The organism is Halomonas sp., from assembly GCF_052095765.1.
GTDB lineage: Bacteria > Pseudomonadota > Gammaproteobacteria > Pseudomonadales > Halomonadaceae > Halomonas.
The window spans coordinates 1-17,675 of the sequence record NZ_JBQDJZ010000060.1 but is presented as its reverse complement, the minus strand read 5'-3'; the positions used below and the strand labels follow the sequence as shown (position 1 = coordinate 17,675).

General features: G+C 56.2%; 15 protein-coding genes. 6 read left to right on the top strand and 9 right to left on the bottom strand.

Going from position 1 to position 17,675, the window contains the following annotated elements; translation table 11 throughout:
• Positions 1 to 103: 103 nt before the first annotated feature.
• The 7 genes from ACTH3D_RS08855 to gorA form a co-directional block, all read right to left on the bottom strand.
• On the bottom strand, positions 104 to 1,087 hold the full coding sequence (locus ACTH3D_RS08855; protein ID WP_441666704.1) for an alpha-L-glutamate ligase-like protein: 984 nt from the start codon (positions 1,085 to 1,087) through the stop codon (positions 104 to 106).
• Between the two features lie 3 nt (positions 1,088 to 1,090).
• Positions 1,091 to 2,605, bottom strand: a complete 1,515-nt coding sequence (locus tag ACTH3D_RS08850; protein WP_441666703.1) for an inactive transglutaminase family protein — start codon at positions 2,603 to 2,605, stop codon at positions 1,091 to 1,093.
• A gap of 87 nt (positions 2,606 to 2,692) precedes the next feature.
• Complete coding sequence (locus ACTH3D_RS08845; protein ID WP_441666702.1) at positions 2,693 to 3,547, bottom strand: ATP-dependent zinc protease family protein; 855 nt, start codon at positions 3,545 to 3,547, stop codon at positions 2,693 to 2,695.
• A gap of 388 nt (positions 3,548 to 3,935) precedes the next feature.
• A complete protein-coding gene (locus ACTH3D_RS08840) occupies positions 3,936 to 4,325 on the bottom strand; it encodes an ectoine synthase (protein WP_441666701.1) in 390 nt (129 codons plus the stop codon).
• Positions 4,326 to 4,418: 93 nt separating this feature from the next.
• Entirely contained in the window at positions 4,419 to 5,693 is a 1,275-nt protein-coding gene (ectB, locus tag ACTH3D_RS08835) for a diaminobutyrate--2-oxoglutarate transaminase (protein ID WP_441666700.1), read from the bottom strand.
• A 109-nt stretch (positions 5,694 to 5,802) separates the two neighbouring features.
• Positions 5,803 to 6,381 (bottom strand): diaminobutyrate acetyltransferase, encoded by a 579-nt coding sequence (gene ectA, locus ACTH3D_RS08830; RefSeq protein ID WP_441666699.1) that lies wholly within the window; start codon positions 6,379 to 6,381, stop codon positions 5,803 to 5,805.
• A 205-nt stretch (positions 6,382 to 6,586) separates the two neighbouring features.
• On the bottom strand, positions 6,587 to 7,948 hold the full coding sequence (gorA, locus tag ACTH3D_RS08825; RefSeq protein ID WP_441666698.1) for a glutathione-disulfide reductase: 1,362 nt from the start codon (positions 7,946 to 7,948) through the stop codon (positions 6,587 to 6,589).
• Positions 7,949 to 8,192: 244 nt separating this feature from the next.
• On the opposite strand from gorA, the gene ACTH3D_RS08820 reads away from it, so the two are divergent.
• The 6 genes from ACTH3D_RS08820 to ACTH3D_RS08795 all read left to right on the top strand — a co-directional run bounded on the left by ACTH3D_RS08820 (position 8,193) and on the right by ACTH3D_RS08795 (position 14,820).
• The gene (locus ACTH3D_RS08820) at positions 8,193 to 8,828 is read left to right on the top strand and encodes a carbonic anhydrase (protein ID WP_441666705.1); all 636 of its coding nucleotides are present in this window, start codon (positions 8,193 to 8,195) and stop codon (positions 8,826 to 8,828) included.
• 186 nt (positions 8,829 to 9,014) lie between these two features.
• Entirely contained in the window at positions 9,015 to 10,595 is a 1,581-nt protein-coding gene (locus ACTH3D_RS08815; protein ID WP_441666697.1) for an ABC transporter substrate-binding protein, read from the top strand.
• Between the two features lie 128 nt (positions 10,596 to 10,723).
• The gene (locus ACTH3D_RS08810) at positions 10,724 to 11,770 is read left to right on the top strand and encodes an ABC transporter permease (protein WP_441666696.1); all 1,047 of its coding nucleotides are present in this window, start codon (positions 10,724 to 10,726) and stop codon (positions 11,768 to 11,770) included.
• Positions 11,767 to 12,708 (top strand): ABC transporter permease, encoded by a 942-nt coding sequence (locus ACTH3D_RS08805; protein ID WP_441666695.1) that lies wholly within the window; start codon positions 11,767 to 11,769, stop codon positions 12,706 to 12,708. The genes ACTH3D_RS08810 and ACTH3D_RS08805 overlap by 4 nt, the downstream gene beginning before the upstream one ends.
• Before the next feature lie 4 nt (positions 12,709 to 12,712).
• A complete protein-coding gene (locus ACTH3D_RS08800; RefSeq protein WP_441666694.1) occupies positions 12,713 to 13,753 on the top strand; it encodes an ABC transporter ATP-binding protein in 1,041 nt (346 codons plus the stop codon).
• A complete protein-coding gene (locus tag ACTH3D_RS08795; protein WP_441666693.1) occupies positions 13,753 to 14,820 on the top strand; it encodes an ABC transporter ATP-binding protein in 1,068 nt (355 codons plus the stop codon). Before ACTH3D_RS08800 ends, ACTH3D_RS08795 begins: the two co-directional genes overlap by 1 nt.
• A gap of 27 nt (positions 14,821 to 14,847) precedes the next feature.
• Here the strand turns inward: ACTH3D_RS08795 and msrA are convergent, their stop codons facing one another.
• Together msrA and tamB are read right to left on the bottom strand one after the other, a co-directional pair.
• Entirely contained in the window at positions 14,848 to 15,462 is a 615-nt protein-coding gene (gene msrA / locus ACTH3D_RS08790; RefSeq protein WP_441666692.1) for a peptide-methionine (S)-S-oxide reductase MsrA, read from the bottom strand.
• Between the two features lie 25 nt (positions 15,463 to 15,487).
• On the bottom strand, positions 15,488 to 17,675 hold a 2,188-nt coding region (gene tamB / locus ACTH3D_RS08785; RefSeq protein WP_441666691.1), incomplete at its 5' end, for an autotransporter assembly complex protein TamB.

Genomic DNA, 17,675 nt, shown 5'->3' with positions numbered 1-17,675 from the left:
TCCCGCTTGTATCTCCGCCCGCATTGGGCGGAGGTTTACGCGGATTTTTGCTAAGGTTCAGTAGGAGTGTTTCGCAATCCCCCATGCCATCGAGGGCGATACCTCAGTGGTGTTCGAGGTCTGCTGCCAGAGGGTTCTTGGCGGGTTGACTGCGTGCGAAGTGATGCTGGCAAAAAGCTACCCGCTGCTGGGCATCCAGACCGTCAGGCTGTTGTTCAACCAAGTCGAGGCGTGGACGCAGACCTTCACCATTGGCCATCTGAATGGCAAGCCCGGGGCGGGCATTAAGCTCCAGCAGCATAGGGCCATGCTCGCGGTCCAGCACCATGTCGGTGCCCAGATAACCAAGTCCGGTCACTTCGTAGCAGCTGGCAGCTAGCAGGAGCAGTGTTTCCCAGCCGCTGATATGGAGCTTGGTCAGGTCATGATCCGTATCAGGGTGGAGGCCAATGGGCCTGTCATGTTGGACGCCGCGCAGTGCCTGCCCGGTGGCAATGTCGATGCCCACACCAACAGCCCCCTGGTGCAGGTTGGCTTTGCCGTCCGATGCGGCGGTAGACAGGCGCACCATGGCCATTACCGGATAACCCTTGAATACAATCACGCGTATGTCAGGCACACCTTCATGGGTATATTGATTAAAGCGCTCGTCAAAATTGATCAGCGCTTCAATAACCGCCACATCAGGCGAGCCACCTAACGAGTACAACCCTGAGAGTATGTTGGAAACATGGCGCTCAACGTCTTCAATGCCCAGGGAGTAGCCACTGGGCTTGAGATAGCGATCACCGCTGACATCGTTAATAACAAGTATGCCTTTGCCGCCGCTGCCCTTGGCAGGCTTGATCACAAACCCTTGGCGGCCGTCCAGAGTTCTGCGCAGCTGCTTGATACCAAACTGAGTGGTAATGGTGCCAATCAGGGCCGGCGTAGCAATACCGTGCTGCTCAGCAAGCAGCTTTGTCTTGAGTTTGTCATCGACGAGCGGGTATAACGAGCGCGAATTATAGCGGCCGATATAACGGATATTGCGTCGATTCATACCCACGATGCCCTTGGCACGCAGACGTCCTGGCGTAGTCCACATGGCTCAGTCCTCAGTCACAGGCTTGAAACGGCGCAACTCTAGCAGGCGATAGCCCGTGTAATTGCCAAGCATCAGGATCAGCCCCATCAGGATCAGCTGTACGCCGATGAAGTTGAAGGTGATGTAGCGGATCATCGGGTTGTTCATGGCCAGATAGGCCAGCACCGCCGTCAGCAGACTGCCGCCACCCTGAATCAGCACTTCCTTGGGGCCTTCCTCTTCCCACAGGATCGACATCCGTTCAATAGTCCAAGCGAGAATGATCATGGGGAAGAAGGTGATCTGAAGTCCGGCGTTGAGCCCGAAGCGATAAGCCAGCACCGAAAAAACTGCGATAATCGCAATGACGGTGACAATTACCGCCGACACCCGAGCGACTAGCAGTAAGTTGAGATAGGACAGGTAGTTGCGAATGACCAGGCCGACGGCAACCACCAGCAAAAAGCCAATCACGCCAGTGAGCAGTGATGTCTGGATGAACGCCAGTGCAATCAGTACCGGCATAAAAGTGCCGGAGGTTTTTACACCGATCAGTACGCGCAGCAGTACCACCACCAGTGCCCCAACGGGCAGCAGCAGGATGGTCTGGAATAGCGCCTGCTCTTCCAGCGGCAAACTGTGGATTGAGAAATTCAGCAGTGTATCGGAACCTGCTGCCTGCTGAGCGCGGACAGCCGCCTTGGCCGGCTGGTTACGTGACAGCATCGAAAAATTCACCCGCGATTGTGAGCCGCCTTCGACCTCAAGTACCGACTGGCCGTTGTTTTCCCATAGCAGCAGGTTGTCCGGCTTCCCCATGGCGCCACTTTCCGGATTAAACAGTGTCCTTGAGTCGTCGTGGTATACCTGGATCCATGTGGTCAGCGGTTGTCTGCGCCGCCCATGCTCTAGTGGCAGGGCACTCACCTCACGTGCGGCAACACCAGCTTGGTTTAGCAGTCGCACCAACAGGGGCACACGGTCGAACTGAGTCAGCAATAGCCGGGTGTTTTCACTTAGGCGGTCGGCGTTGAAGTTCTGGATAAGCTCACGAGTAAAGCTGATATCGTCGGCGCTCTGGGACCAGGCACGCTCAATCACGGCGGCTGCCGCTGTGTCATAGGGTGGCTCCCAAACCACTGCGGCGGTCATGGCCTGGGGAGCTTCTTGCTCGATCGAGGTTGCCTGAGGCGCCACTATCACCTGTGCGCTGTAAAACAGCTGCTGACTTCCTTCAGCATCGCGGGTCGCCCACTGCGCGCGACGACCACGCTTGTCGTCAGCAAAATGCAGGCCATAACCCGGTGACGCGGTGTGCTCGGTCAACACCCGATAGCCTTCCTGGGTTGATGGTAAAGCTAAATCTACACTGGCTGGGCCGCCATCCGCGATGAAATTGACTTGTGCTTCGATTTCCCAAACCTGGCGTTGTTCACCGGGCAGCCAGGGCACTTCAAACTCAATGTGCCGATGTACGCTCATGCCGATGCCGACTAAGAAAAGCAGGGCGACAACCAGATAGAAGGGGAGTCGTGACATGGAGCGTCCTTGTTGCAATCAAAAGCGGCACATCTGCTTACTGTCAGCTTGTATATCTAGGCAGTGCAGTTGTGTCAGTGTGGGCTATCACTCAGGGTCGTCTTCGCTGGTATCAGCGCTGCGAGTGGTCTGTGTCGACGTTTTATCGGCAGGCGGCGTAAAAACCGGCTGTTCGTGGACGTGCTGGCGAGCCACATCAACGATAGCGATGTCCAGAAGAAAACGCCGCCCAAGCAGCGCCGGAAACTCAAGGTGAGTACGGTCAGTAAGAGTAAACTCAACGTGCTGGCGGATTGACCCCAGTGTCATCAGCAAGCGGATAACTGGGCGAGAAGCTTCGCCGGTGGCTTGGACAATTTTCACCCGGCGCACAATCGGTGCCTCTATCCAGTCATCCCTTACGGCCTCGACCACCGGGTCAGTACTGTTTAGCCCCAGCTTGAAGCGTACCCAGTTTTCGCCGTCCCGCTCAAAAGGCGTGATATCACGAGCACTCAGCGATGACGTGTTGGCGCCGGTATCAATGCGGGCTTCCAGAAAGGTGCCGACGCTTGGCAGGCCAATCCACTCGTTGCGGCCCAGTACTGTTTTTCCATCCGTCAGATCAACGGCTTTGGGGCAGCTTGCCAGTCGTTTCTCAACGACTTGCTTTTCATTGGCCCGTGCGCGTTTGGCAATATCGTCTCGCATGCCGCGGACCTGCTGATTAAGCCTGGCAACTTCCTGGCTGATGATTTCAGGATCCCGCAGCGCCATCAGTGAGGCCAGATTGGCGTCACACTGGGCAGACAGCGTGTTTTCCAGCTGCTCCATACGCGCCTCAAACTCCGGTGATGTTACAGGCGGAATAATGTCAGGTGGCGGATCATTAAGATGCGCACAGCCGCTGAGCGCGGTCAGACCCGTCATCAGGAAGATCACCAGAGATGGGCGAATCAACATGCGCTTGGATCCTTGTGCTGAATGGCATTGAGTGGGAAGCAGTGTGGGATGATAAGGAGCATGAGGATGGCTGTCCATTTACCAATGAGAACAGTGATGGAATGTACCGACAAAACATGGCGGGGGAAAGGATGCGGTAGTGATGACCGGTAACATGGCATGGCAGCTCGAAACGACCTCAATTTAACATAATATACATTATGCGAACTCTTGGGTGATCCTACAACGAATACCGTTGACCCACTGAACGCCGATAGGTTCAGTGCCCATTATTAGGTGGCATGGCAAGGACCCTGACAGAAAAGAACCCTGGCATGTGTTACGCCAGGGTTCCTGCACTCAATTTCGCTCTGTTTCAATGCGCTTTTACTTCAATCTACCAGCGCATTCAATCTACCGGCGCATAAGAGCCATCGTCACGGTGAACTTCCTTCCCAGTCAGACCCGGAGTGAAGACACATGCCAAATGCATGGTTTTGTGGGCACGAAGCAGGTGTTCATCGTGTTGGTCGAGAATATAGATGTCACCCGGCTTGATTGGCCAGATCTTACCGTCGGCCAGCGTTTCAACCTCACCTTCGCCTTCCATGCAAAACACCGCTTCAAAATGGTGTTTGTAATGGATGTGAGTTTCAGTGCCTTCAAAGATCCGTGTGATGTGGAAAGAGCAGTTACCACCATCATCGGCCAACGATAGTCGTGTGCTGTCCCAGTTACCATTTTCCGCTTTGACCAAGCGGTCTGTCTGGCGTGCTTCTTCCAGATTGCGAACAATCATGGTTTTCTCCCATGTTGGGTTGGAATTACGGTGGGCTCTGAGCTGTTCCTGGTGGCTTCCAGTGGGCAGCTGTAGAACCAATATATCAGTGAATTAGACGATGTCTGCCAGAGCTTCTTTGGTGCTGGTTTCAAGTATATCCAATGCCTTGGCCAGATCCTCGTCAGAAATTGTCAGCGGGCACAGGCACTTCACGACTTCACCATCATGGCCACTGGTTTCAATCACCAGGCCATTTTCAAAAGCGCGTTGAGTGATTTTGTCAGCGACTTCACCGGTACCGACGTCAATTCCACGCATCATGCCGCGACCGCGCTCAGAGGCTTCGATACCCTGCTCGCTAATCCAGCTGGCGATTGAAGCAAAATGCTTGGAAATGACGTCTCCCTTGCGTTGGACCTCGCGCTCAAAGGCATCGTCTTTCCAGTAGGTGCGAATTGCAGCGGCGGCTGTAGTAAATGCCATGGCAAAGCCACGGAAAGTGCCGTTGTACTGACCGGGCTTCCATACATCCAGCTCGCGACGCATCAGCACCTGTGAAAATGGCAGGCCCAGGCCGGACAGCGACTTAGAGTTGGTGACGATATCCGGCACCACACCGGCATGCTCAAAGCTGAAGAATTTTCCCGTACGGCCACACCCCGCTTGGATGTCGTCGATAATCAGCAGGATGTCGTGGTCACGGCAGATCTGTGCCAGACGCTGCAACCATTCGGTACTGCAAGCGTTGATACCGCCCTCGCCTTGCACCGTCTCGACAATCACGCCGGCCGGTATGTCTAGGCCGCTGGAGTTGTCGCCGAGCAGCTTTTCAAAGTAGTCCAGGGTGTCGGTACCATCGCCCAGGTAGCCGTCGTAAGGCAGGAAGCTCGCGCCCACCGTCGGCACACCGCCTGTGGCTTCGCGGAACTTGCGGTTACCGGTCGTTGCCAGTGCGCCCATGGTCACGCCATGAAAGCCATTAGTGAAGGTAACAATGTTGTGGCGGCCTTTGGCATTACGTGCCAGGCGGATCGCCGCTTCAACCGCGTTGGTCCCGGTCGGTCCCGGAAACTGCACCTTGTAGTCCAGCCCACGTGGCTTGAGGATGATTTCCTCAAGCGCCTCGATATAGTCGCGCTTGGCCGCTGTCCAGAAATCCAGGCCGTGGATGATGTTGTCTTCGGCCAGGTAGTCGAGCAGCGCTTTCTTGATTTCCGGGTTGTTGTGCCCGTAGTTCAACGTGCCGGCACCGGCCAGAAAATCGATGTATTCACGCCCGTCCTCATCGGTCAAACGCGCATTCTTCGCGGTAGTGAATACCACCGGAAACGAGCGCGAATAAGTACGGACATTGGATTCCATGTTCTCTAAAATCTGGGTCTGCATTTCGACCTCCATTGCATGAGTGGCATGAGTAGATTGAAACAGGTAGACAGTCGGCGAAACGCCGAATACACCACTGCGCCCCTGACTGGCGAGTAGTGTGCGATCAGGATCAGTCTTGAACGGTGTTGAACGGGCCGATACGCACCAGATTTTCGGGGTCGTGCTCTCCCCCAAGCTGGTAGGTAGAAAAGTATTCGCGGCTGTTCAGGGGGGCTTGCCAGCGCTGAGACAAACGACGGAACAAGGTCCATGATGCCTTGTTATCTGGCGTAATCGTCGTTTCCAGATGATGTACAGAATCAAGCTCTGAACGTGCTAGCACGGCTTCCACCAGGCGGCGTGCCAGTCCGGTGCCGCGTGCTTTTTCACCAACGGCCACCTGCCATAGAAAATAGGTGTCGGGGGCACAGCTTTTTACGTAGCCAGAAACAAACCCCACGATCTCATCGTTTTCGTTGGTAGCGACAGCACAAGTGTCGCGAAACTGGGTGGCCAGTAGCAGGTAGGCATAGGCCGAATTGACATCCAATGGCGGGCAGGACTTTATCAGTTCATAAATGGCCCAGCCGTCATCCGGGTTGGGTTTGCGGATAAAAAGCGGACTGGTGTCATGGCTGACAACGGTGTCTGCCACGCTGGGCTTGGCAAGCTCAGCTGAGGGTGTAAAAGGATCGGTTACTGCATTCATGTATTGGTTCGCTTTTTGCGAAATTCGGTCAGTATTCTAACAGCCCCGTTTACATTTATCAAAGCGCAAGTTATACAACAGGCGAACGTTCATAACATATTGTTATGCATGCGATGTGTTAAAGCCCCATAAAAAAAGGCCACCTGTTACCGAGGTGGCCTGTCTGACAAAGTTGTAACTGAAATGGCTGAGGTTCGTGACTGCCCTAGTTCCGCGTTGGTGTACGCATGGTGACGAACTCTTCCGCGCCTGTCGGGTGAATACCCACAGTGAGATCAAACTGGGCCTTGGTCATGCCCGCGCGTACTGCGATGGCAATGCCCTGGATCACCTCTCCCGCCTCCTCACCGACCATGTGTGCCCCAAGCACCACGTCGCTCTTTTCATCGACGATAAGCTTCATCAGGCAGCGCTCTTCGCTGCCTGACAGGGTGTGTTTCATGGGACGAAAGTCGGCACTGTAAACGCGGATGGCCGGGTAACGCTGGCGTGCGGCTTCTTCAGAGAGCCCGACAGTACCGATGTTCGGGTGGCAGAACACTGCGGTGGCAATACGCTCGTAATCCAGCGGCTCGGATGGCGCATTCCCGTAATGGTGCGCGACCAAGTGCATGGCCTCTTCCAATGCTACTGGCGTTAGTTCAGGGCCATTAATAATGTCACCTAGCGCTAGAATTGAGGGGACTGAGGTTTCAAAACGTTCGTTCACGGCTAGCTTGCCGCTTTCATTGGTGGCCACACCTAGGGTGTTTAGCCCTAGACCATCAAGGTGCGGGCGGCGACCGGTTGCGGACATGACCACATCAACCTCAAGGCTTTCACCGTTAGTCAACGTGACCTTGAGCCCGCCTTCCACTTTATCGATGCGTTCGATGTTGGTCTCGAAGTGCAGATTAACGCCCTTCTTGTCCATTTCCTGGCGGGTAAATTCACGCACTTCCTGGTCAAAGCCGCGCAGGAATAGGTCGCCACGGTAAACCAGGTGGGACTCGCAGCCCAGCCCATTGAAGATGCTGGCAAACTCAACTGCGATGTAGCCACCACCCAGCACCAGGAAGCGCTCGGGGAATGTTTCCAGATCAAAAATCTGGTTAGAGTTCAACGTGTGCTCGCTGCCCGGGAACTCTGGGGTCCAGGGCCAGCCGCCGACGGCCACTAGAATCTTTTCGGCACTGATGCGCTCGTTGCCTACCTGGACTTCGTGCGGGCCTGTGACGGTGGCACGACCGTTGATTAGACGTACGCCGGCACTATCTAACAAGCGGCCATAGATACCGTTGAGTCGCTTGATTTCGCCGATCTTGTTATCGCGCAGCGTCGCCCAGTTGAACTCAGGAGCTTGAGGAAGCGTCCAGCCAAAACCCACGGCATCATCGAAAGACTCATGGAAGTGAGCCGCATAGGAATACAGCTTCTTGGGCACGCAGCCTACGTTGACACAGGTGCCGCCAAGATAACGGTCTTCGGCGATAGCAACCCTGACACCGCTGGCCGCTGCGGTGCGTGCAGCGCGAACACCACCTGAACCAGCTCCGATGACAAAGAGGTCATAGTCATACTGAGACACGGAAAGCTCCTGATTTCGGATCGTCCCCTGTGTAGGGACTATAATTGATGAAACAATTGTACCAGCCTGCAGGCTTTGTCGGGAGAGGTTCGAAGCCCAATACAAACAGTTAACAAAGTGTTGACCGGCTGCCGATCAGACGGTAAACAGATGCACGTATTTAAACAGTTACCTTCCAGTCTGTGGTTACCCTACCAGGCGGGGGTGGAACAAAGAGGAGCTCCTGGTGAAATACGAGATCAATATGCTGCTGGAAAACAACCGTGCCTGGGCAGAGCAGAAGTGCCAGGATGATCCTGATTATTTCGCACGACTGGCCAGACAGCAGGCTCCTGAATATCTGTGGATTGGCTGCTCAGACAGCCGTGTACCCGCCAACCAGATCATCGACCTGCCCCCCGGCGAGGTGTTTGTTCATCGCAACGTGGGCAACCTGATACACCCCAACGACATGAATGCGCTTTCTGTTGTGCAGTATGCAGTGGACGTGCTCAAGGTGCGCCATATTATGGTTGTTGGCCACTATGGCTGTGGTGCCATTCACGCTGCCATGCTCGGCGGGGAGTTCGGGATCGTTGATTACTGGCTGCACTCCGTTCGCGAGCTGTACAGCCTGCACCGTGATGAACTCGAACACCTACCCATGGCCCAGCAGGTTGATCGCATGTGTGAGCTAAATGCTATGGCCCAGGTGAACAACCTGTCCCGAACCAAGATCATTCAGCGTGCCTGGCAGCGTGGCCAGAAACTGTCGGTACATGGCTGGACCTATGGTCTTGGCGATGGTCGCGTCACTGATCTGAAGTGCAGCGTGCATGGACTGGATCAGGTAGCCAAGCTGTACCGGATTGATCACCTGACGTCACTGGAAGGTGACTGATCGGTCAAGCCACCGGTGTATTGCTTGTTCGTTAAAACGCCACGGGCACCTGGGATGCTAGCGCCTATGTCTTTGCTCCCTGAATAACATTATGGTGAAGTGTATGCTCAGTAGCTGGGTGCGAGTCTCGGCACTGACGTGTTCTCAACAACATCAAACAAGAAACTTTGAAGCAGGGAGTTGTACATGAAGCTCAAAAAGACACTGTTGGCCAGTATGATTGGCACTGCGATTACCGCAGCCACCCTTTCGCCGGCAGCCTTGGCTGACACCACGCTACGCATGGCCTATGACGCCGACCCGGTTTCGATGGATATCCATGAGCAGCTTTCCGGCGGCATTCTGCAACTGTCGCACATGTCCTTCGACCCGCTGGTGCGCTGGACCAAAGACTTTGAGTTCGAACCGCGCCTGGCCACTAGCTGGGAACAGGTAGACGACACTACCATGCGCATGACCGTGCGCGACGGGGTAACCTTTCACAGCGGCAACCCCTTTACCGCGGAAGATGTCGTGTGGACAGTCGAGCGTCTGAAGCGCAGTCCTGACTTCAAAGCCATTTTTGAGCCCATCGATAGCATCACCGCGGTCGATGAATACACGGTCGAGTTCCACACCAAAAAGCCATTTCCACTACTGCTGAATCTGGCGACCTACATCTTCCCGATGGACAGCCAGTTCTATTCCGGCGAGACCGATGGCGGCGATGCCAAGGATGAAATCGTCAAGAACGGCAATTCCTTTGCTTCAACACATCTGTCCGGTACCGGCCCTTATGTGGTAACTAATCGCCAGCAGGGTGTGCGCCTGGATTTTGAACGCTTCGATGACTACTGGGACAGCGAATCGCCGGGCAACGTTGATCGCATCGTACTGACGCCAATCAGCGAGAACGCCACTCGCGTCGCTGCCCTGTTGTCTGGCGATGTGGACTTCATCGCACCGGTGCCGCCCAATGACCTGGACCGGGTGCGCAACGACGACGGCGTTGAGCTGGTCACCATGTCGGGCACCCGTATCATCCTGTTCCATATGAACCAGGAACGGGTTGATGCGTTCAAGGATGAGCGCGTACGCCAGGCGTTTACCTACGCGATCAACCAGGAAGGCATCGCCGACCGGCTGATGAAAGGCTTTGCTACACCTGCGGCACAGGCTTCGCCCGAAGGCTATGTGGGGCACATTCCTGGTCTGGAGCCGCGCTTTGACCTGGAAAAGGCCAAGCAGCTGATGGAAGAAGCGGGCTACGCCGATGGCTTTGAAGTCAGCATGCTGGCCCCGAACAATCGCTACGTGAACGATGCCAAGATCGCTCAGGCCGTGGCGGCCATGCTGGCGAAAATCAATGTCACGGTGGACCTAAAGACGCTGCCCAAGGCTCAGTACTGGGGTGAGTTCGACGATCGTAGTGCTGACATGATGATGATCGGCTGGCATTCGGATACCGAGGATTCGGCGAACTTCCATGAATATCTCTCGGCTTGTCCTGATGCCGCCACCGGTGCCGGCCAGTACAACGCCGGTAACTATTGCAACCCAGAGCTCGACGCGCTAGTTGCTGAGGCCAACCTGGAGATTGACCTGGCCAAGCGTGCCGAAATGCTGCAGCAGGTTGAACAGGCTCTTTACGACGAGGCGGCTTATATCCCGCTGCATTGGCAGGACCTGGCCTGGGCGTCAGCTGCCAATTTTGATATTGAGCCCGTGCTGAACGTGATGAACTTCCCCTATCTGGGCGACCTGGTCAGCACCGATGACGACCAGTAAGTAAATGCCTGACCGCCGGCCACTGTTTATCTGTGGCCGGCCTCTTCTCCCATGAGCGGTACTGCGGGTGGCAGGTGGTACCACTCATATATCTGCTGTGTAAAAGTGAAGCCTACGGGACGCGACACATGATTGCCTTTCTGGTCAAGCGTTTGTTTCATGCGTTGCTGGTGATGTTTATCATCAGCCTGATCGCCTTTGCCATTCAGGACAACCTGGGTGATCCGATCCAGCAGCTCGTCGGCCAGTCGGTGCCGGAGAGTGAGCGCGAGATCCTGCGCGAGCAAATGGGGCTGAACGATCCGTTCTTTACCCAATATCTGCGCTTTGCCGGCAATGCCCTGCAGTTTGATTTCGGTTATTCCTACGTTTTCAATCAGCCCACCACTGAGGTGATCCTTCGTCACCTGCCAGCCACCCTTGAGCTGGTGGCGGCCACAACAGTGCTGATCATCCTCCTATCCGTACCGATCGGCGTATACAGTGCCATTAAGCCCGGGGCTTGGTTGTCGCGCTTTTTCATGGGCGTGTCGATTATCGGTATTTCCATCCCGGTATTCCTGACCGCTATCGTGCTGATCCAGCTGTTTGCCATCGGCGTGAGCTGGTCGCCCTTCCCGGCCAATACCGGCTGGGGGCAATGGCTGAATGCTTTGGTGTCTACCAGCGGCGGGATGCCGGCCTATGGACGTGGTGATCCTGTGCATGTGATGGGTACCTGGTACACCAACTTTGCCAGCCTCAAAGGGCTGAGCTACCTTGTCCTACCGGCGGTTTCGCTGGCATCGATCATGTTACCGCTGTTCATACGCCTGATCCGTGCCGAGATGCTGGAAGTCCTGCAGTCGGACTACATCAAGTTCGCGCGAGCCAAGGGGCTTTCGCCACGGCGCATCTATTTTCTGCATGCCCTCAAGAACACCATGCTACCGGTGATTACCGTAGGTGGGGTACAGATTGGCACCCTGGTGGCCTACACCATTCTGACTGAAACGGTATTCCAGTGGCCCGGTGTAGGGCTGATGTTCCTGAACGCCATCGAGCGCTCGGATATCCCGCTGATTGTCACGTATCTGATCATCGTCGGGTTGATCTTTACTATTACCAATACCCTAGTTGATCTGATCTATGGCCTGGTCAATCCCACCGTTAAGTTGACAGGAAAACCCGCATGAGTAGCGCAACCTCTTCCCCGCCAAGTATTCGGGAGCGGCTGAATGACTCCTGGCTGTGGTACAGCTTCAAGCGCGATCCCGTTGCCCAATTGAGCCTGCTGATGTTCATCCTTATGGTCGGGGCTGCCTTCCTGGCGCCCTGGCTGTCGCCGGCCGACCCCTACGACCTGGCCCAGATTGACATCATGGCCTCAGAGTTACCGCCTTTCTGGGTGGATGGCAGTGAGCCAGACTATCTGCTGGGCACCGACTCCCAGGGCCGCGACATGTTGTCGACCATCCTGTACGGTACCCGGGTATCGTTAATCATCGGCTTCGGCGCGGTTGCCCTGCAGGCGGCGCTTGGCGTGTGTTTCGGCCTGCTGGCAGGTTATAAAGGTGGCAGAATTGATGCCTTCCTGATGCGGCTGGCTGATATTCAGCTGTCGTTTTCCACGCTGATGGTCGCCATCATCGTCGGCGCCTTGTTCAAGGCAATTTTTGGTGGTGTTACCTACAACGCCTATGCGGTGCCGTTGCTGGTGCTGATTATCGGCCTGGCCGAATGGCCACAGTATGCGCGCACCGTTCGCGCATCGGTGCTGGCGGAAAGAGGCAAGGAATACGTCGATGCGGCACGAGTCATGGGACTATCGAGCTTTCGCATCATGTTCCGGCACATCCTCCCCAATACCCTATCGCCGATTTTTGTCATCTCCACGGTGCAGGTGGCCAATGCCATCATCTCAGAGGCGGCGTTATCATTCCTCGGGCTCGGTATGCCTGAGACCCAGCCATCGCTTGGCTCGCTGATCAAGTCCGGCTTCGACTACCTACAGTCCGGCTCCTGGTGGATTACCCTGGTACCTGGCCTAGTGCTGGTCATCCTAGTGCTGGTGATCAACCTGCTGGGTGATTGGCTGCGCGATGTTCTCAACCCTCGACTCTACAAGGGCTGAACCCATGGCACTTCTTGACGTCAACCATCTCGATGTCCGTTTCGCCATGCGCCGTGGCGATGTTCAGGCGCTGCGTGACGTGTCCTTCAGCCTCGATAAGGGCGAGCGGCTTGGCATCGTCGGTGAATCCGGCGCGGGTAAGTCGATAGCCGCGTTCAGCCTGCTTAACCTGATATCAAAGCCTGGCTATATTGCCGGCGACAGCAGCATGGTCTTCGATGGCCAGGAGCTGGTCGGGCTCAGCGACCGAGCGCTGAGACGTATCCGCGGTCACCGTATGTCGATGATTTTTCAGGATCCGATGATGACACTGAACCCAGTGCTGACCATCGGGGATCAAATGATCGAATGCCTCAAGGCCCATCGGCGCATCAGCACACGGGATGCCAGAAAAATCTCCCTGGAAAAGCTCCAGCTGGCACAGATTCCCGCACCGGAGGCGCGCCTAGAGCAGTATCCTCATGAGCTTTCTGGCGGTATGCGACAGCGGGTAATCATTGCCATCGCCCTGCTGCTTGATCCGGACATCATTATTGCCGACGAGCCCACCACAGCGCTTGACGTAACCATTCAGGCCGAAGTTATGGCGCTGTTGCTTGAGTTGTGCGAAAAACACGACGTTGGGCTGATCCTAATTACCCACGACCTTGGTGTGGTTAGCCAGGTCACTGAGCGCATGCTGGTGATGTATGCCGGTCGTGTCATCGAACAGGGGCCGACACGTGAGATCATCAACAATCCTCTACACCCTTATACCCAGGGGCTGATTCAGGCACTGCCCCAGATGGCGACACCGGGTAGCCGCTTGAACCAAATCCTCGGTAGCATGCCGTCGTTGGATAATTTGCCAACGGGTTGCGCCTTTCATCCGCGCTGTCCGTTTGCCACTCTTGAGGACGGTCGTCCCCGTCCGGGCTGTCGCGACAGGGTGCCGGGACTCAGCGGTACCGAGGCGCGTCAGGTAGCTTGCCACATGGTGGCGGAAAACATGCCCACACCGCCGGGTCAGGCGGATCAGCTAGCGACCGCTGAGGAGTCTCAATAATGTCTGCGACAGCTTCCGTTGCCGCTAAGACGGCTGAAACCAAGGCATCAGCAGCTGCCCCGCTGCTGTCGATCCGTGGGCTGGAAAAACATTTTTCTCTGTCTGGCGACTTCCTTGAGCAGCTCAAGTTCAAGGGCGGTCGCGTGATTCGCGAGCAGAAGTTCGTACATGCCATCAACGGTGTCGATCTCGACATCCCGCGCGGTGAAGCGCTGTGCGTGGTTGGTGAGTCGGGTTGTGGCAAGTCCACCGTCGCCCGGGTGGTAATGGGATTACTTCGCCCGACCTCAGGCGAGGTTCATTACGACGGCGAACGCATCGACCAGTTTAGTGCCAAGGCGCTGCTTCCATGGCGGCGGCGCATGCAGATGATTTTCCAGAACCCTTACGCCTCGCTGAATCCGCGCATGAGCATTCAGCAGACTCTGGAAGAGCCTATTCGTCTGCATCACCCCGACTGGAGCTACGGGCAGATCAAGGACAAGGTCAGTGAGGTGATGACTTCCGTGGGTATCGCGCCGGACTGGGGGGTACGCTTCGGCCATGAGTTTTCTGGTGGTCAACGTCAACGTATCGCTATCGCCCGTGCGCTGGCTGTCGATCCTGAATTCATTGTGGCTGATGAGCCTATTTCGGCACTGGACGTTTCAATCCAGGCTCAGGTGTTGAACCTGTTGATGGATGCCCAGCAGGAACGCAACCTGACTTACCTGTTCATCACCCATGATCTCGCCGTGGTCGAGCACTTCGGTACGCGTGTGGCGGTGATGTATCTCGGCCGGATCTGTGAGGTGGCGCCAACAGCAACACTGTTTGCCGAACCGCTTCACCCCTATACACGCGCGCTGATGTCAGCTATTCCCCGGCTTGAAGATGAGCGGCCGCAGCATTTACGTCTTGAGGGTGAAGTACCAACGCCTATCAATCTGCCATCGGGTTGCGTTTTTCATGGGCGCTGCCCTTATGTCGAACGGCGCTGTCGGGAAGAGATTCCTCAGCTAATTGCCGCGGATAACGGCGCGATGGTGGCCTGTCATGGTATCGAGGAAGAACGCATTCCCCGCTAACCTCAATAGGTGTTGTTGGCCCAGAAGTTAGCCCAGAGGACAGCTCACCCCGGTGCCCTGCAGGCCGCAGTAGCCACCGGGGTTTTTGTGCAGATACTGTTGGTGGTATTCCTCGGCAAAATAGTAGTTGTCCAGCGCGGTAATTTCGGTGGTAACCGGACCACGGCCTGCACTGGCCAGCGCTTGAGCGTAAGCCTCACGGCTGCGCTCGGCCACTCGTTGCTGATGGGCATCACAGGTCAGAATGATCGAGCGATACTGGGAACCGATATCGTTACCCTGGCGATTGCCCTGGGTTGGGTCGTGGGCTTCCCAGAAATGGCTCAGCAGGACTTCCAGATCGATCACTGCCGGATCAAACACCACCCGTACGACTTCAGCATGGCCGGTACGACCGGAGCATGCTTCGTCATAGGTGGGGTTGGGTGTGGCGCCACCGGCATAACCCACCGAAGTCACCACGACGCCTGGCAGCTGCCAGAACAGCCGCTCGGCCCCCCAGAAACAGCCCAGCCCGAAGACGATCTCCTGAAGCCCCGGCGCCCAGGGTGGCAGCATGGAGTGACCGTTGACAGCATGCACCCCGCTGATCGTCATTGCTGTGTCACGCCCCTCCGGGACTCTTGTGCTGAAGCTGAGCATCGTTATCTCCTCGGTGCTGGTTTTTTTACTTAAGGGCTCGCGTCGGCTGTATCCTCGGCGGATTACCGGGTAGGCTGATAGTGTAAACTAGGTCTACCGCTTGCGCGGCACCGGATACTGCCTCTACATAGAGGTTATTCCAGATTTTGTAGCGTAAGGTCAGCCTGGCAATCGGTGAGAACACACCGACGCCATAGCTCATGCTCAATCTCTCGGACAGATTTCCGCTGACCTCTACCTGACTGTCGTCTCCGCTACCTGTCGTATCCAGGGTGAGATCCTGAATACCAAAGGCTTCACCTATCGCGCCGACGGTACCGCCCGCCTTACCCAGCGTGAGGCCAAGCAGTGCGGTGGTCAAGGCATCGCCGGCTCCGCCACCTTCACCCGGGCCACGGCCCTGAAGAAGGTAGGAGAGTGCGCTGGCCTCATCAAGGGCGGGCTCAGAGAAAATCTCAAGGCTTGGGTTACTGGCCATGCCAGTCACCCTCAAGCCAGCAATCACATCGTCGGCAGTACTTGATGGATTGCGTATTGCCTCAAAGTCCAGCAATGGTTCTGACGGTGGGCCACTGAAGTAGATGACACCTTCACGAATGACTAGATCCTGGCCGAAAGCCTGGAAGCGGCCATCTTTGAGCTTGACATCACCGAACAGCTGCAGAGGACCGTTCTTCTGGCTGACATCCAGTTTGCCGACTAGCTCTGTTTTAAGCCCATAGGCCGATAGCCTCATGTCGGGGCCAAGCAGCAGGCTGACCTGTATATCAGTGACCATGCCGGCCTTTCTCACGGCCTCAGCTGTTGACTCTCCGCGTGCCACCAGCTCCTGGCGCAGCATTTCCTCACGGTCTTCCTGCTCGGTGATGATGACTTCATCGGAGCTTGGGGACACTGCTGCTGGTGGAACGCTTCCGATCTCAAGGCGTGACCAGGGGATACGCACTTCACCACGTACCGTCAAACGTTCCGGCGTGGCATGAACCTTCAGGTCTGGCGCAAGCTGTAGCCGCCCAAACGCCGGAAGTGAGGCCTGAAGGGGCTCGTCCCGCGCTTCCAGCGCAACATCGACTTGCCATTGATCTGCCGATGGCCAAGCTGCGTTACCTGTTATATTTAGGCGACCTTTCTCGCTGGCAATAAAGCCGGTGATTCTCGCCCGATCGCCGTTGAGAGCGATATCCAGCTGGCCGTCCTTAACGTCCAGCGGCAGGTCCAGGCCACTGGCCTGAAGATCCGAGAGTCTGATATTGCCACGCATCACCGGATTGTCACGGTCACCGCTGATATCCACTCCGCCAGACAGGCTGCCTGTCAAGGCATCCACGCCACCGGCCAGTGGAGCGTATGGCTCAAGCTGGATGTTATCGATTGTCAGCGTACCGTTCAGGCGCCCTTCCCCCATGGGGTCGTCGATAGCCAGTTCTAACTGCAGGTCACCCGTGTTGCCAAGGTTGAGAGCCACCACGCTGTTGATCTGCGCCTGATCTGCTTTCAACTGCACCGTCAAGGCACTGCCGGGTACCGCCCAAGGTCGCCCATAGGCATCTTCTCCGGTGATTTTAGCGTTGCTATCCAGGCTGACATCAGCCTGCCAACGTGTCGCCCCGGCTGACCACTGCGCCTGAATGCTACCTTCAGTGGCACCGGTAATCCCCCAACCCGGTGGCAATGCCGCGTCTGCCAAGTCCATGGGCAGCTCACGAATCTCCAGGTTGGCATTGCCGGCATCTGCCGAAGCCAGCAGCGGATCAACCAAACAAATGGCCCCGCCCTGCTCGCGCTGAATACAGAACGGTTGTACCTCGGCACTCGATTGGCTCAGGTCGGCGTCAAAGTTGAGCGCATTGCTGAGGTTGAAATTTCCGTAGGGCGTTTGTGCATCCAGACGCTCCATCTGCCCGGCATAATGCTGGCGTTGTTGGTCAAGCCCGGCTTCCAGTATCAGGTCCAGTTGGGTCAGTGGTGCGTCTCTCTGGCCATCGAGGTCAATCTCCAACCGATGGTTGGAAAGCGGCCCATCAAGCGTGACCAGCACTGAGTCCAGCACCTGTCCGCCGGCAAACACCTGCTCTACCAGAAGGGCAATATTGATGTCGGGATCATCGATGCCAGCTACCTGCCCCTCAAGAGCCAGTGAAGCAACCTGGTTGTCCGCAAAAACCAGTTGCTGACCGATGATATCAATATCCATCTGTGGCTCTTTTATGCTG